Here is a 14,346-nt window from a genome sequence, read left to right as displayed (position 1 = left end):
ACGGCAAACGCCGTGGCTTTTTTCGTTGCGGCTTGCCGCCGGGTGCGATGTGGCTCAGCGCAAACCGGCGTCCATGGCTTCCTGCGTCAACCAGAACGACTCCGGCAAGTCCTGCTCGTTGAGATTGAGCCCCTCGCCGCCACGGTCGACGACGACGAAATCGCTGACCTCGCCCAATGCGATGAGCGGATGATGCCAGACGCCCTTCGCGTAGTTCACGCCTTGCCAGCCGCGCGAGACGAACGCACGCATCTTCGTCACATCGAGGTCGCCCGCCGGCGCGACCACGACGAGGTACGGCTTGTCGTTGAGCGGCACGAATGCCTGGCTGCCCAGTGGATGCCGTTCGAGCATCTTCACCTCGAACGGCAACACGCGCGGCTGACCGCGAAACAGGTTCACGAGCGTGCGGCCGCCCTCTTCCGTCACGTCCACTTTCGCGAGATCGTGAAAGCGGATCGTCGTGCCGAGGTTGATCGGAATCTGCTTCGCGCCTTCGAGTTCGATCACGTCGCCGAACGGCGCGAACGCCTCGCGCGTGAGCGGTTCGATCGTCAGGGTGGTTTTCACGTCGCTCATGCTGGCCTCATTGGCGAATTGCTTATCACGCGAGCGTCCCCCACAGACGTACGCGCGACACGCCGCCGTCCGGGAAGATGTTGAAGCGCACGTGCGTGACCGGGCCGAGCGAAGCCAGCTCGCTCTCGTAATCGTGCTGATTGTCCATCTGCAGCTTTTGTTCGCCGAGCAGCACCGGCCAGAACATGGCCTGCGTCACCAGCGACGAATCCGTGCCGCCCGTCACGCGCGCCGCCTGGAACGAGCAGCGGTCGGGATAGTTGCCCTTGAAGTGCGCCGTGTCGACTTCGATCTTCTTGATGATGCCCGGCTGCGCGAGCGCGATGATCGCCCAGTCGTTGCCCGGCTCGCGACGGCGGCGCGTTTCCCAGCCATCGCCCATGTTCACGCCGCGACCCGGCATGAGCAAAGTGGACGCCAGGCCGAAATGCTGATTGTTCGCACCCACGAGATACGCACCGTTTTCCATGGCCGCGAGATCGAACAGCTCCGTGCGGCTCGCGCCCTGCCAGTCCATCTGCGGCTGGCCGTAGACGCGCAGACGCGCGATACCGCCGTCGGGATAGATATTCACGCGCAAGTGCGTATAGGGCTGCTCGCTCGTGACGTCGACGTAATGATGGCTGTTGCCGTTGAGCGAGGTCGACGGCACGATCTCAGTCCATTGCGTCGAGCCGTTCGGCGCGCCATCGGCGACGTACGCGGCTTCCACCGAGGCCGCGGGAGGATAGTTGCCCGTGAAGTGGCTCGTGTCGAGATCGAGCCCCTTGATCACGCCGGGACGCGCCAGCTTGACGACGCACCAGTCGTAACCCGAGATGCGTTTGCGGCGCGTTTCCCAGCCGTCCATCCACTTGCCGTGATCGTCGTACTTGCCGGGGATGAAGACGGCCGGCTCCGGGTTGAGCATGCGCTCCTTCGGCGCGAAGAAGTCGTCGCTCGCCTCGAGCGCCTGCGCGCCCAGACGCGGGTCCGCGAGATTCACGTAGCGGCGCGTGAAGTCAGGAGCGTTGGGATCGAGAGTCGGAATGGCCATCTTGTCTTCCTTGGTTCTTTTCGGTGGATCAAACCGGCGCGCCGCGCAAGTTGCACGCGGCGCACCGACGTACGGCATTACGCGTCGATCAGCTCGTCGAGCCGAAAGCGCGCAATGCGATAAATCTGGTCGAGACTCGCGCGCACTTCCTGCGCGCGGTCGTTGTTCACGCGCGACTCGAAGTTCGCGATGATGCCGTGGCGATCGTAGCCGCGCACCGCGAGGATGAACGGAAAGCCGAACTTCTCGCGGTACTGCCGGTTGAGCGCGTGCAATTTATCGAACTCTTCCTGCGTGCATTGGCCGAGGCCCGCGCCGCTCTGCTCGCGGGTGGATTCGGCGGTGAGTTCGCCGCGCACGGCGGCCTTGCCCGCAAGCTCCGGGTGGGCATTGATGAGCGCGAGCTGCTTCGCTTCGCCCGCGGCTTCGACGATCTGCGACATCGCGCGATGCAGCGCTTCGATGCTCGCGAACGGCCGCTGTTGCGCGGCGGCTTCCGCGACCCACGGCGAATGCTCGAAGATGCCCGAAAGCGCGGCGACGAACGCGTCGGCCGATGCGTGATTCAGTTGTTCGAGGGTGTAGTGCATGGCCTTCATGCGGTCGCCCCGCGGTCGTTCTGCTGCGGTTGATAAGGATGATGTTCGCGCCAGTGACGCGCGATGTCGACGCGTCGCGTCACCCACACGCGCTCGTGGTTTTCGATGTGATCGAGAAAGCGCTGCAGCGCGCGAAAACGCCCCGGGCGGCCGAGCAGGCGGCAATGCATGCCGATCGACAACATCTTCGGCGCTTCGTCGCCTTCTTCGTAGAGCACGTCGAACGCGTCGCGCAAGTACGTGAAGAAGTGATCGGCCGTATTGAACCCTTGCGGCGTGGCGAAACGCATGTCGTTGGTGTCGAGCGTGTACGGCACGATCAGTTGCGGCGAGCGTTTGCCACCCGAAACTTCGACGTCCATCCAGAACGGCAGGTCGTCGCCGTAATAGTCGGAGTCGTAGAGAAAGCCGCCGTATTCCGCAACGAGACGATGCGTGTTCGGGCTGTCGCGGCCCGTGTACCAGCCGAGCGGCCGCTGGCCCGTGATGCGCTCGATCGCTTCCATGCCGAGCTTCATGTGTTCGGCTTCACGCTCGGGCGTGGCGTCCTGATAGTGAATCCAGCGATACCCATGGCACGCGATCTCGTGACCGAGTTCGACGAACGCGCGCCCGAGATCCGGATACCGCTCGATCGCCATGCCCACGCCGAACACGGTGAGCGGCAGCCCGCGCTTCTCGAACTCGCGCAGGATGCGCCACACGCCCGCGCGCGAACCGTACTCGTAAATCGACTCCATGCTCATATGGCGCGCGGGATACGCCGCCGCGCCAACGATCTCGGAGAGAAACTGCTCGGAGGCCGGGTCGCCGTGCAGCACGCAGTTCTCGCCGCCTTCTTCGTAATTGAGCACGAACTGCACCGCGACGCGCGCCCGGCCGGGCCAGTTGGCCTGCACCGGATGCCGGCCATAACCGATCAGATCGCGTGGATAGTGGGGATCGAGTGGCATGCTGGTCGATTCAGTCGAATGGAAGGAAATGTCGATGCACGGACACGGACCGCTAGCGCCCGTCCGGCCTGCCGTGCGGGACTTTTAGCGGAGCATGGCGAGCCACCGACAGGACCGGTCCAGTGTAGCGAAATCGTCCTGGCGCGCCCATACGCGCACTCAGATAGTGCGGGTCAAGCGAGGTGTATGTGCCGTGGGCGCCTCGCTCTACCGCATGACGCATGATTTACGCGTTTACCCGCAGTTTTGGCGAACGTGGGCATTGGCGGCTAGCCGTAGCGCAGCGGCCGCACTGGCGGCGGTTCCGTCGCGCTCGCCGGGTTGGTCGGGCTGAAGCGGGCGAACTCGCCCTCGTAGCGCTTCGCGAGCGGCCGGGCGAAGTCGCCGCGCTTGGCGGTGGTCAGACGCAGCGCGACCAGCGCCTCCACCCACTTGACGGCCGCCGTCACGCCGTCGACCACCGGCACGCCCAGCGCGTCCTCCACCTGCGCGCACAGGCTCGTCATGCCCGCGCAGCCGAGCACGATGGCGTCGGCGCCGTCCTGTTCGAGTGCGCGCCGGCATTCGTCGACAATGGCCCGCCGCGCGGCCGAACCCGGTTCGTCGAGTTCGAGCACGGCCACCTCGATGGCGCGCACGTTGCGGCAAAAGCGCGTCATGCCATAACGCTCGGCGAGATGCCACGCCATCGTCCGCGTGCGCGCGAGTGTCGTGACCACCGAGAAACCCGGCGCGAGCACGCTCGCCGCGTGCATCGCGGCTTCGGCAATGCCCACCACGGGACCGCGCGCCAGCTCGCGCGCGGCGTAGAGGCCCGGGTCGCCGAAACATGCGATCACGTAGCCGTCGAAACCGTCGCGCTCGCCCGCTTCCACTTCGGCGAGCAGGCCGGGCGTGGCGAGCGCTTCGTCGTAATAGCCTTCGATGGACGGTGGACCCATGGTCGGGCTCACCGCCACCACTTCCGTGCCCGGCGCGATCACGGCGCGCGCGCACTCCTCCATCGCCACGGTCATGCGCTGCGTGGTATTCGGGTTAATGAGCTTGATACGCATGATGTCTCCTCCACGTAGGGCTTCAGGCCTTGGCGCGCGCGCGTTCGCCGAACGTGAACGCGCGATAGAACAAGGCGCCCAGCCCCGCGCCGATGAACCACGAGAAGTTCGCCGCGCCGCCGAACGACGGCACCATCACGCAGATCACGGCAATCACGGCGGCCGGCAGCAACGCCGCGACCGCACGCCAGTTCACGCCATTGCGATACCAGTACGCGCCCGACGTCGACATGGAATACAGGTCGCCCACGGCGAGACGGCCGCGCTTCACGAGGTAGAAGTCGACGATCAGGACGCCGTACAACGGACCGATGAACGCGCCGAGCACGTCGAGCGTGTAGTGGATCACGGCCGGATTGTTGAAGAGATTCCACGGCGTGATGAAGATCGACGCCACCGCGGCCAGCATGCCGCCCGCACGCCAGCTGATGAGACGCGGCGCGACGTTGGAGAAGTCGAACGCCGGCGAAACGAAGTTGGCGACGATGTTGATGCCGATGGTCGCGATCGTGAACGTGAGCGCGCCGAGGATCACGGCCGTGGGATGGTCGATGCGGCCCACCGTTTCGACCGGATCGGTAATCAGTTGTCCGAACACGGGCAGCGTAGCCGAGGTCGTGATCACCGTGACGAGCGAGAACGCGAGGAAGTTGACCGGCAAGCCCCAGAAGTTGCCGCGATGCACGCTCTTGAGCGATTTGCCATAGCGTGAGAAGTCGCCGAAATTCAGCATCGGGCCCGAGAAGTACGATACGACGAGCGAGATCGCCGTGATCATAACGGGAATCACTTCCGTGCCGTGATACTTCACGCCGCCGAGATTGAGGCCGATGTTTTGCCAGCCCGCGCGATAAACCATGTAGCCCGCGAGCGCGAACATCACGACATAGACGGCCGGCCCCGCGAAGTCGATGAACTTCTTGATCGTGTTCATGCCGTTCCAGAACACCAACGCCTGTAACACCCAAAGCGTCATGAAACCGGCCCAGCCGATGGCGGACAGCCCGAGCATGCCGTGCTTGTGCACGTCGGCGTAAGGCATCAGTTGCGGCACGAATTTGAGCACGACGATAACGAGCGCGCTCGACGCGAGATAGGTCTGAATGCCGTACCACGCGACGGCGATGAGACCGCGAATTACGGCGGGAATATTGGCGCCGAGCACGCCGAAGGTACCGCGACACGCGACCGGATACGGCACGCCATGACGCTGGCTCGGGCGCGCGATGAGATTGCAGAGTACGTTGACGATGGAGATGCCGACGATCAGCGCAACGAGCACTTGCCAGCTCGTGAGGCCGAGTGCGAACAAGCTGCCCGCGAACACGTAGCCGCCGACGCTGTGCACGTCGGACATCCAGAACGCGAAGATGTTGTACGCGCCCCAGGTTTGCTCGCGTAGCGGCGCGAGGTCTTCGTTGTACAAGCGCTCGCTGTAAACGCCGCCGGGCAGGCGCAGGTCTGCTTCGGCGGAATCGAAGTCGGGCACTGCGGGACTGCCGGGTGATGCGCTGAAATGAGCCATGATCCGCTCCTTGGGATGGATACGCCGACGGAAAAAAGACGCGTGAGAACGCCTTGAAACGCATGCGGACCGCCATTAACCGCGGCCGCCGCGATGTCTGCGACTGGCTCGGCACCGCAGGCGCGGCGCCGGTCGCCGCTTGCGCGCGCCCTGTTCGCCCTGCCCGCCGTACCTTGCCGATACCGCGCCCTGGGGCGGGCGCGGTCACTCCATCTGTTTCAGCCGTGGCGCGCGGTATTCGACGAATCAATCTGAATTCGCGCGCGCCGCGTCTTGCCAACCCTGATCGCTGGAACTTCGCTTCGGAATCCTCAGCGTACGAGCACGCCCGCTTCGCGCACTCCGAATACGTCCTGCAAATCCACCGAGGCGCCCGCGGGCCGGTCGAGCATGCGCAGCTCGACGCCCTGCAAGTGCCGCATCATCAAATCGGCGGCGGTCTTTTCGTCGCCCGCTTCGAGGGCTTCGATGATCTCCGCGTGGTCGTCGAACGAGCACGGGCTGCGACCCGGCGATTCGTAGAGCGCCGAAATCAGCGTCGAGCGCGCGACGAGGCCGTTGAGGCAATCGCACAGCACGGTGTTGCCGGTGAGCGTTGCGAGCGCCGTGTGGAACTCGCCCGAGAGGCGGATCCACGTGGGGAAATCGCGGCTCTCGAACGCCTTGCGCTCGCGCCGGATCGTCTCGCTGATGCTCTTGAGCCGACGATTTCCGTGCTGCGCGCTGCAGATGCGCCCCACCACCGCCAGTTCGATGATCCGCCGCATCTCGAACACCTCGTGCACTTCCTGAAGCGACGGGCTGGCGACGAACGCGCCGCGATTCGGCTCCAGGTCGACGAGGTGATCGGTCGCGAGCAACGCGAGCGCCTGGCGGATAGGGCCGCGCTTCACGCCAAAAACTTCGCACAACTGCGCTTCGGTCAGCTTCGCGCCGGGCGGCAAACGGTGCTCGAGGATCGCGGCGCGGATACGCGCGGCAATCGCTTCGGGTTTCGTACCGGTTGCTTCGGCGTCCATGGCGGTCTTGGGCATGACGTGATCTCTATGTTCGGTATGCTAGGTTGGACATAAACATTGTCAACAATTTTATCGGCAAACCTGGGGAAGACACCCACGTCCAGTACTGGGCATGAATGCCTCTCCACGGTGAAAAACGCATCGAATCAGGGAATTTCGCACCGACTCGGGGATTCATCGCCGTGAAATCACAAGATTTTTTGTCAACAATCTGGCGCGCTGCCGGTCGTGGGAACATTCGATGGTGCAGCAATTATCTGGCCGTTAGTTGCGAATATGGTCAATTAAAAAGACGCCGTAAAGACGTCTTGCTGGCGACGAAAAACCGTCGAAATGGCTCAGCCGAGATGCGGATAATCGCTCACGTTGAGTTCGAAGCCGTGCTGCGTGGCCTCGAGTTGCGCCTGCGCGCCCATCGGCAGCGTGACCATATCCGGAATATGGCCGAACGGCAGACCCGTGATCACCGGAATGCCGATCACCGAACGGATCTGCTCCACCATCTCGCGCAAATCGTAGCCGTTGTCGTAGTCGTAGGACTTGCCGCCGGAGAAGTCGCCGAGCACGAGCGCTTGCTGGCGCGCGAGGATGCCCGACAGATGCAGCTGATAAATCATGCGTTCCACGCGGAACGGCTGCTCGTTGACGTCCTCGACGAAGAGGATGCCGCCTTCCACGGGCGGCATGTACGGCGTGCCGATCAGCGACGTGAGCACCGCGAGATTGCCGCCCCACAACGGCCCGGCCACACTCGCCGCGCGGGTCTGCGGCGCGTTCACCTTGAGCGTGAAGTTCGGCTTCGAGAGCGCGTCCCAGAAGTGATGCATGGTGAAACTGCTGAGATTTTCCGCGCCGAAATCGCTTACAAGCATCGGGCCGCCGAAGGTCTTGAGCCCCGAGCGCGCGAGCAGCGCGAGCTGGATCGCCGTGAAGTCGCTGTGGCCGACGAACGCGATCGGCTGATCGCGCAACCGGCTCTGCAGCCCTTCGTAATCGAGCCCGTGCAGGATGCGCGTGGCGCCGTAGCCACCGCGTACGGCCAGCACGATATCGGGCAGATCGCGCGACGGATCGGCGAGCCGGTTGATCTCGGCGGCGCGCTGACCGTCGGTGCCGGCGAAACGCTGATAACGGCGCTCGGTCGCCTCGACGCCGCTGACGCGATGGCCTTGCGCGCGCAACCGCGCCAGCGCGCGATGCACGACGGCCGGGTCCTGCGGATAGCCTGACGGCGCGATCAGTTCAATGTGGCGATGTGTAGTCATGTCGATGCGAAGTTAGCCTGAAGCGGGATTCCGGCTTCGTCGGATTGGCCGGGCTGGCGCTTGCCTGGGCCGGTCGCGCCCAGGCGACCCTGCCCGGCCAGCCGTGCCAGGTCGGCCGCACCTAACCGGCCGGACCTGACCGGCCGTACCTAACCGGCCGTATCCGGGTTCGGTCCGTGCTTGTCGGCGGTTTGGGCGCCCGCGAGTTGCGCCTGCCGGGCCTCGCGGCTCGCGCGGCGGCGTTCGGCGAAGAACGCGCGCAAGGCCGCGCTGCACTCGTCCGCCAGCACACCACCGGCTACGCTCGTATGGTGATTGAGCTGCGCGTTGGCGAAGGCATCGACGACGCTGCCGCAAGCGCCCGTCTTGGGATCGTGCGCGCCGAACACGACGCGCGCGATGCGCGCATGCATGATCGCGCCCGCGCACATGAGGCAGGGTTCGAGGGTCACATACAGTTCGCAGCCGGGCAAGCGGTAGTTTCCCAGCGCGAGCGCGCCGGCGCGCAAGGCGGCCATTTCGGCGTGCGCGGACGGATCGTGCGTACCGATCGGATGATTGAAGCCCTTCGCGATCACTTCGTCGCCGCGCACGAGCACGGCGCCCACGGGCACTTCGCCGGCCGCGCGCGCTTCTTCGGCAGCGGCCTGCGCGAGGCGCATGAAATGGCGGTCGCGTTCGCTGAGGGGTTCGGCGGAAAGTTCGGGTTCCGGCGCGGCAGGCGGCACGAGTGCGTCGTCCAGCGCGGAATCGGCAGAGGAATCGGCCGGAGCGGTATCGGTGGGTTCGACGCTGGACGGCGCCGCGGGTTCGGGTTGCGTCTGCGCACCCTCGCCGCTCGCGCCTGCGCCAGTCGAGCCGCTCGAGCCGTCGTGTGCGGGCAAGCCCGTCACGCGGCCCCCGCGGCAAGCCCGGACGAATCCATGTCGAGCGCAGCGCGCTCGGACAGGCGCTCGGCAATGCGGCGGCGGTATTCCTGCGGCACGACCATCGGTCCGCCGCGCAGCGATTCGAGCGCCATGTCGAGCGCGAGCATTCGCGCGCGCAGGCGGCAGCGCGCGGCTTTGTCGCCTTCCTGGGCGAACGCCTGCTCGAGATCGCGCAGCGCACGCAGTTGTTCCACGGCGGGCGGCACGAATCCGGCGTTCTTCAGGATGCGGTTGGCTACGCGCACGGCTTCGGGCACGAGCTGGTCGTCGAGTTCCTGCGGCGTTCCGGCACCCGGCAGGTCGTCGAAGTCACCGCGCGCAGCTGCGGCGGCAATCCGTTGTTCGACGAGGGCATCAAGCAATTTCATCGGCAATCCACTACGTTGCGGCCCACGCATTCTATCAGGGTAATTCCTGAAAAACCGCCCGCTTCCCGCCACACTTCTGACATGTGCGTCATCTGCTTCTGACAACTTGACAACCCTGACGATTGATGCCAAATGATTCGTGACGCATCGTTTCGCCGTCGAAACCTGGAATCGTCCGATGGAACCGCTCGCGCAATAGGCGTAGCCTGAACCGCTCTGCGCAATTTTCCGGTGCTCGACGATGAACCCACGCCCTTCCCTAACCGCCATCACGCTGCGCCACCTGCGCCTCGCCGCGCTCGGCCTGCTCGTAGCCGCCAGCCTCACGGGCTGCGGCGTCTTCTGCGGCGGCGCCGGCGCGAGCGGCGGCGGCTTCTTCGGCGGATGCGGCACCAGTTTCCGCTTCTGAACGCAACAACGCCGCTGATGAACCCGCAACTTCGCGGGCCGCCAGCGGCGTTTCCAGCTTTCGTCGATCGAGGGCCGCGTCACGAATCACGAAGCCCTCGCCTTTAGATCGCTCAGTCCTTCATCACCTTGCCGACCGCGTCCACGACCACGCTCACGTTCTTCTCGTTGAGACCGGCCACGCACATGCGGCCCGAACGCAGGATGTACACGCCGAACTCTTCCTTGAGACGCTCGACCTGCTTCTCGCTCAGGCCCGTGTACGTGAACATGCCGCGCTGCTTCACGTAACGCGCGAGCGCCGCTTCGCTCGCGTGCGCGCGCAGGCCGTCGTGAATCGCCACGCGCATGCGCGCGATGCGCTCGCACATGGCCGTGAGTTCCTGCTCCCACGACTGCTTGAGCGCCGGCGTGCTCAACACGCGCGTGACGATCTTCGCGCCGTGCGTGGGCGGATTGCTGTAGTTCGAGCGCACGGAACCCGTGAGCTGACCGAGCACGCGGTCGGCCGCTGCCGCGTCTTCGCAGATCACGTGCAGGCCGCCGCAGCGCTCGCCGTAGAGCGAGAAGTTCTTCGAGAACGAATTGGCCACGAACGCCGGCACGCCACGCTTCGAGAGTTCGCGCACCGCGAAGGCGTCGTCGTCGAGACCCGCGCCGAAGCCCTGGTACGCCATGTCGACGAACGGCAGCAGGTCGCGCTTTTGCAGCACGTCGATCAGTTGCTCCCACTGCGCGCGGTCGAGATCGACGCCGGTGGGGTTATGACAGCACGCGTGCAGCAGCACGATGCTCTTCGCGGGCAGCGCGTCGATGGCCGAGAGCATCGCGTCGAACTTCAGCCCGCCGGTCGCCTCGTCGTAGTACGGGTAGGTGTTCACCGTGAAGCCCGCGCGCTCGAAGATGAAGCGATGGTTTTCCCACGTCGGGTCGCTCACCCACACCTGGCTCGCCGGGAAATAGCGCTTGATGAAATCGGCACCCACCTTGAGCGCGCCCGAACCGCCGAGCGTCTGCACGGTCGCGATACGGTTGGCCGCGCGCGACGGGCACGCCGCGCCGAACACGAGTTGCTGCACCGCGTCGCGATACTGCGCGAAGCCCGCCATCGGCAGATACGGTTTCGCGCCCGGTTCTGCGAGCAGCGCGGCCTCGGCTTCGTGAACGGCCTTCATGACCGGCAGACGGCCTTCGTCGTCGAAATAGATGCCAATGCTCAGATTGACCTTGTTCTGACGCGGGTCCTTCTGGAAATTCTCGTTGAGCGAGAGGATCGGGTCGCCGGGATAGGCATCGATATGTTCGAACATGCTGTCAGCTCTTCAGGAAGAAAATCGGTTCACTCGGTTCAATCGGTTCACTGCGCGACGCGAGGTACGGTGCAGCCTGACGCTGCCGGGCGCTGCGCCCGCGAGGTCGACATCGCCATCGACACTTGGCGTGGTGCAGCGCGGCGCGAATCCAGGCTCAGCGCGCGGGCATGCCGCGTTGCAGCGTTGGCGCGGCCTTGCGGCACCACAGGCGGTACGCCACCGCCAGCACGCCCAGCCACACCGGAATCAGGTACACGGAAATCCGCAAATCCGGAATCAGATACATTACAACGAGAACGCCCGCGAGGAACACGAGACACACGTAATTCGTGAGCGGATAGCCGAGGCTGCGGAACGCGGTCGTCTCACCGGCGCGCGCCTTGTCGCGGCGGAACTTCAGATGGATCAGGCTGATCATCGCCCAGTTGATGATGAGCGCCGATACCACGAGCCCCATCAGCAGTTCGAACGCCTTGCCCGGCATGAAGTAGTTGATGACCACGCAGGCCGCCGTGGCGAGAGCCGAAACGCCGAGCGCCGCCAGCGGAATGCCGCGCCGGCTGACCTTGAGCAGCGCCCTGGGCGCGTTGCCCTGCTGCGCGAGACCGTAGAGCATGCGGCTGTTGCAATACACGCCGCTGTTGTAGACGGAAAGCGCGGCGGTGAGCACGACGAGATTGAGCACGTTGGCCACGAGTTCGCTGTTCATCGCGTGGAAGATCAGCACGAACGGACTGCCGCCCGCCACCACCTTCTGCCACGGATACAGCGAGAGCAGCACGCCGAGCGCGCCGATGTAGAAAATCAGGATGCGGTAGATGACCTGATTGGTCGCGCGCGGGATGCTGTGCGAGGGATCGTCGGCTTCCGCGGCGGTGATACCGACCAGTTCGAGCCCGCCGAACGAGAACATCACGACCGCCATCGACATGACGAGACCCGTGACGCCGTGCGGGAAGAAGCCGCCGTTGCGCCACAGGTTCGACACGCCCGCTTCCGGACCGGCCGAACCCGACACCAGCAGCCAGCCGCCGAAGCCGATCATGCCCACGATGGCCAGCACCTTGATGATGGCGAACCAGAACTCGAGCTCGCCGTACGACTTCACGCTCGTGAGGTTAATGCCGTTGATGACGACGAAGAACACCAGCGCCGAAACCCACGTGGGGAGCGCCGGCCACCAGTAGTGCATGTAGATGCCGACCGCCGACAGCTCCGCCATGCTCACCAGCACGTAGAGCACCCAGTAGTTCCAGCCCGAGAGGAAGCCCGCGAACGGGCCCATGTATTTGTCGGCGAAATAGCTGAACGAACCGGCCACGGGCTCGTCCACGACCATCTCGCCCAGTTGCCGCATGATGAAGAACGCGACGATGCCCGCGAGGCCGTAGCCGAGCAGCACCGAGGGGCCGGCCGTCTGGATGGTTTGCGCGATGCCGAGAAAGAGGCCCGTGCCGATCGCGCCACCCAGCGCGATCAGCTGGATGTGGCGATTCTTCAGGCCGCGTTTGAGATGGCCGCTGCGCTCGTCAGGCAGGTCGTGCGTGGTCTGGGGGTCACGCTTGTCGTCTGAAACCATGTGTCTCTTCCTGTCTCCGCTCTATCGAAACGACGTCGAAGCATCCGGGTAGAACGCTCGCACCGCTTCGTGAAATAAAATTGCGCGCGCAACCTTGTGCGCCGGCGCGCGTTGTTGCCCGTCGGAATAGGCCGACAGCCCGACGGAGTGCGCCCAGTGTAGCGTCGGCGCTAAAAAATAAGATTTCATCTGGTACGCTGACAAACCCTCATTGGTACAATTTGTTCTCGCTTTGAACCCGTTTCAGGCAAGATAAATGCAAAACCTCTCGCTCGACGCGATCGACATGCGGCTCCTCGCCGCGCTTCAGGAGCACGGTCGCGCCTCCAACCTCGACCTCGCGGCCGCCATCAAGCTTTCGCCCGCGCAAACGCTGCGGCGTCATCGCCGGCTGGAAGAACTCGGCGTGATCCGGCGCTACGAAACGCGGCTCGACGCCCAGGCGCTCGGCTTTGGCGTGGTGGCGTTCATTCAGGTGACGATGGAGCGCGGGCAAATGCGCGAGCTCGTCAAGTTCAAGGAACTGGTCGCGACGTTGCCGCAGGTGCAGGAGTGCTATTCGGTGACGGGCGATATCGACTACGTGCTGAAGGTGGTGGCGCGCGATCTCAAGGCGCTTTCCGAATTCCTGCTCGATACGTTGATGCGCGCGCCCGGCGTGAGCAGCGCGCAGTCGATCGTCTGTCTCGACGAACTCAAAGGCACGAGCGCCATGCCGCTCGAGGCCTGAACGCGCGGCGCCGATCCTGCTCGATCCCGGCCAAAGCCCGGCTAGCGCGGCGCTTCGGCCAAAACGCAATTTTATCTCATCGACGGCCCGCCAGCAGCCTCGCCCGCGGCCCGAATGAAATAGTCTTGCTAAAAGCCCCGGCGTGCTCTAAAAAATATCCTGATCAGCACGTCTATCGGCCGTCCCGCCCGCGTTGCAATCGCCGGCCGGCCCCACGAGAGCGAGCGCGACAGTCCATGAGTCTTCTTGAGCTCCGAGGCGTTTCCCGGCATTTCGGCGCGATCCACGCGCTGAACGACGTGACCTTGAGCCTGGAGCCGGGCCAGGTGGTCGGGCTCATGGGCGACAACGGCGCCGGCAAGTCCACGCTCGTCAAGGTCATCGCGGGCAACTTTCCGCCCTCTCACGGCGACATCCTCATCGACGGCGCGCCCGTCCATTTCCACAAGCCCGTCGACGCCCGCGCCAAAGGCATCGAAGTCGTCTATCAGGATCTCGCCCTCTGCGACAACCTCACGGCGGCCGCCAACGTCTTTCTCGGCCGCGAGCCGCGCATCGGCATCTGGCCGTTCCGCGTGCTCGATCACGCGGCCATGTACCGCCGCGCGGGCGAGCTGTTCAAGGAACTCAAGTCGGAGACGCGCCCGCGCGATCTCGTGCGGCAGATGTCCGGCGGCCAGCGCCAGGCCGTGGCGATCGCGCGCACGCGCTTGTCCGACGCGCGGCTCGTCATCATGGACGAACCCACGGCCGCGATCAGCGTGCGCCAGGTCGCCGAAGTGCTCGAACTCATCAAGCGACTCTCCGAGCATGGCATCGCCGTGATCCTCATCAGCCACCGCATGCCCGACGTGTTCGAGGTGGCGCATCGCGTGGTGGTCATGCGGCGCGGCCGCAAGGTCGCCGACAAGCTCACCGCGGCCTCGTCGCCGGAAGAAGTCACCGGCCTCATCACGGGAGCGATCGCCGCCGCCTGAAGCGCGCCGAT

15 protein-coding genes are annotated in these 14,346 nt (G+C 64.9%); 3 read left to right on the top strand and 12 right to left on the bottom strand.

Going from position 1 to position 14,346, the window contains the following annotated elements; all coding sequences use genetic code 11:
* Nucleotides 1-54: 54 nt before the first annotated feature.
* The 10 genes from FAZ98_RS06395 to FAZ98_RS06350 all read right to left on the bottom strand — a co-directional run bounded on the left by FAZ98_RS06395 (nucleotide 55) and on the right by FAZ98_RS06350 (nucleotide 9,328).
* Nucleotides 55-579: an ureidoglycolate lyase gene (locus tag FAZ98_RS06395; RefSeq protein WP_158949823.1), complete on the bottom strand. Its 525-nt coding sequence runs from the start codon at nucleotides 577-579 to the stop codon at nucleotides 55-57.
* A gap of 25 nt (nucleotides 580-604) precedes the next feature.
* Nucleotides 605-1,615, bottom strand: coding sequence for an allantoicase (gene alc, locus FAZ98_RS06390; protein WP_158949821.1), 1,011 nt, complete (start codon nucleotides 1,613-1,615; stop codon nucleotides 605-607).
* A gap of 77 nt (nucleotides 1,616-1,692) precedes the next feature.
* The gene (gene uraD, locus FAZ98_RS06385) at nucleotides 1,693-2,214 is read right to left on the bottom strand and encodes a 2-oxo-4-hydroxy-4-carboxy-5-ureidoimidazoline decarboxylase (RefSeq protein WP_158949819.1); all 522 of its coding nucleotides are present in this window, start codon (nucleotides 2,212-2,214) and stop codon (nucleotides 1,693-1,695) included.
* Nucleotides 2,211-3,167 (bottom strand): allantoinase PuuE, encoded by a 957-nt coding sequence (gene puuE / locus FAZ98_RS06380; protein WP_158949817.1) that lies wholly within the window; start codon nucleotides 3,165-3,167, stop codon nucleotides 2,211-2,213. The genes uraD and puuE overlap by 4 nt, the downstream gene beginning before the upstream one ends.
* A gap of 269 nt (nucleotides 3,168-3,436) precedes the next feature.
* Nucleotides 3,437-4,222, bottom strand: coding sequence for an aspartate/glutamate racemase family protein (locus FAZ98_RS06375; protein WP_158949815.1), 786 nt, complete (start codon nucleotides 4,220-4,222; stop codon nucleotides 3,437-3,439).
* Nucleotides 4,223-4,244: 22 nt separating this feature from the next.
* Nucleotides 4,245-5,747, bottom strand: a complete 1,503-nt coding sequence (locus FAZ98_RS06370; RefSeq protein ID WP_158949813.1) for an NCS1 family nucleobase:cation symporter-1 — start codon at nucleotides 5,745-5,747, stop codon at nucleotides 4,245-4,247.
* A 311-nt stretch (nucleotides 5,748-6,058) separates the two neighbouring features.
* On the bottom strand, nucleotides 6,059-6,781 hold the full coding sequence (locus FAZ98_RS06365) for a GntR family transcriptional regulator (RefSeq protein WP_199272304.1): 723 nt from the start codon (nucleotides 6,779-6,781) through the stop codon (nucleotides 6,059-6,061).
* 323 nt (nucleotides 6,782-7,104) lie between these two features.
* On the bottom strand, nucleotides 7,105-8,031 hold the full coding sequence (gene ldcA / locus FAZ98_RS06360; protein ID WP_158949811.1) for a muramoyltetrapeptide carboxypeptidase: 927 nt from the start codon (nucleotides 8,029-8,031) through the stop codon (nucleotides 7,105-7,107).
* Between the two features lie 149 nt (nucleotides 8,032-8,180).
* On the bottom strand, nucleotides 8,181-8,774 hold the full coding sequence (tadA, locus tag FAZ98_RS06355; protein ID WP_158951893.1) for a tRNA adenosine(34) deaminase TadA: 594 nt from the start codon (nucleotides 8,772-8,774) through the stop codon (nucleotides 8,181-8,183).
* 146 nt (nucleotides 8,775-8,920) lie between these two features.
* On the bottom strand, nucleotides 8,921-9,328 hold the full coding sequence (locus FAZ98_RS06350) for a DnaJ family domain-containing protein (RefSeq protein WP_158949809.1): 408 nt from the start codon (nucleotides 9,326-9,328) through the stop codon (nucleotides 8,921-8,923).
* 241 nt (nucleotides 9,329-9,569) lie between these two features.
* On the opposite strand from FAZ98_RS06350, the gene FAZ98_RS06345 reads away from it, so the two are divergent.
* Nucleotides 9,570-9,737 (top strand): hypothetical protein, encoded by a 168-nt coding sequence (locus FAZ98_RS06345; RefSeq protein ID WP_158949807.1) that lies wholly within the window; start codon nucleotides 9,570-9,572, stop codon nucleotides 9,735-9,737.
* Between the two features lie 112 nt (nucleotides 9,738-9,849).
* Here FAZ98_RS06345 and FAZ98_RS06340 read toward each other — a convergent pair whose 3' ends face one another.
* Together FAZ98_RS06340 and FAZ98_RS06335 are read right to left on the bottom strand one after the other, a co-directional pair.
* A complete protein-coding gene (locus FAZ98_RS06340) occupies nucleotides 9,850-11,046 on the bottom strand; it encodes an amino acid aminotransferase (protein ID WP_158949805.1) in 1,197 nt (398 codons plus the stop codon).
* A gap of 157 nt (nucleotides 11,047-11,203) precedes the next feature.
* On the bottom strand, nucleotides 11,204-12,628 hold the full coding sequence (locus FAZ98_RS06335; RefSeq protein ID WP_158949803.1) for an amino acid permease: 1,425 nt from the start codon (nucleotides 12,626-12,628) through the stop codon (nucleotides 11,204-11,206).
* 256 nt (nucleotides 12,629-12,884) lie between these two features.
* Here FAZ98_RS06335 and FAZ98_RS06330 point away from each other — a divergent pair, with 256 nt between their 5' ends.
* Nucleotides 12,885-13,358: an Lrp/AsnC family transcriptional regulator gene (locus FAZ98_RS06330; protein WP_158949801.1), complete on the top strand. Its 474-nt coding sequence runs from the start codon at nucleotides 12,885-12,887 to the stop codon at nucleotides 13,356-13,358.
* A gap of 236 nt (nucleotides 13,359-13,594) precedes the next feature.
* Entirely contained in the window at nucleotides 13,595-14,335 is a 741-nt protein-coding gene (locus tag FAZ98_RS06325) for an ATP-binding cassette domain-containing protein (RefSeq protein WP_158949799.1), read from the top strand.
* The last annotated feature ends 11 nt before the right edge of the window (nucleotides 14,336-14,346 follow it).

The sequence above is a fragment of the Paraburkholderia acidisoli genome, assembly GCF_009789675.1.
In the GTDB taxonomy this organism is placed as follows: domain Bacteria; phylum Pseudomonadota; class Gammaproteobacteria; order Burkholderiales; family Burkholderiaceae; genus Paraburkholderia; species Paraburkholderia acidisoli.
This window is presented reverse-complemented; position numbering and strand designations above follow the sequence as displayed.

Coding starts and splice junctions, on each gene's coding strand:
- FAZ98_RS06330 (WP_158949801.1), top strand. CDS start 12,885: ATGCAAAACCTCTCGCTCGACGCGATCGACATGCGGCTCCTCGCCGCG.
- FAZ98_RS06370 (WP_158949813.1), bottom strand. CDS start 5,747: ATGGCTCATTTCAGCGCATCACCCGGCAGTCCCGCAGTGCCCGACTTC.
- FAZ98_RS06350 (WP_158949809.1), bottom strand. CDS start 9,328: ATGAAATTGCTTGATGCCCTCGTCGAACAACGGATTGCCGCCGCAGCT.
- FAZ98_RS06335 (WP_158949803.1), bottom strand. CDS start 12,628: ATGGTTTCAGACGACAAGCGTGACCCCCAGACCACGCACGACCTGCCT.
- FAZ98_RS06325 (WP_158949799.1), top strand. CDS start 13,595: ATGAGTCTTCTTGAGCTCCGAGGCGTTTCCCGGCATTTCGGCGCGATC.
- uraD (WP_158949819.1), bottom strand. CDS start 2,214: ATGAAGGCCATGCACTACACCCTCGAACAACTGAATCACGCATCGGCC.
- FAZ98_RS06375 (WP_158949815.1), bottom strand. CDS start 4,222: ATGCGTATCAAGCTCATTAACCCGAATACCACGCAGCGCATGACCGTG.
- FAZ98_RS06345 (WP_158949807.1), top strand. CDS start 9,570: ATGAACCCACGCCCTTCCCTAACCGCCATCACGCTGCGCCACCTGCGC.
- puuE (WP_158949817.1), bottom strand. CDS start 3,167: ATGCCACTCGATCCCCACTATCCACGCGATCTGATCGGTTATGGCCGG.
- FAZ98_RS06395 (WP_158949823.1), bottom strand. CDS start 579: ATGAGCGACGTGAAAACCACCCTGACGATCGAACCGCTCACGCGCGAG.
- alc (WP_158949821.1), bottom strand. CDS start 1,615: ATGGCCATTCCGACTCTCGATCCCAACGCTCCTGACTTCACGCGCCGC.
- ldcA (WP_158949811.1), bottom strand. CDS start 8,031: ATGACTACACATCGCCACATTGAACTGATCGCGCCGTCAGGCTATCCG.
- FAZ98_RS06365 (WP_199272304.1), bottom strand. CDS start 6,781: ATGCCCAAGACCGCCATGGACGCCGAAGCAACCGGTACGAAACCCGAA.
- FAZ98_RS06340 (WP_158949805.1), bottom strand. CDS start 11,046: ATGTTCGAACATATCGATGCCTATCCCGGCGACCCGATCCTCTCGCTC.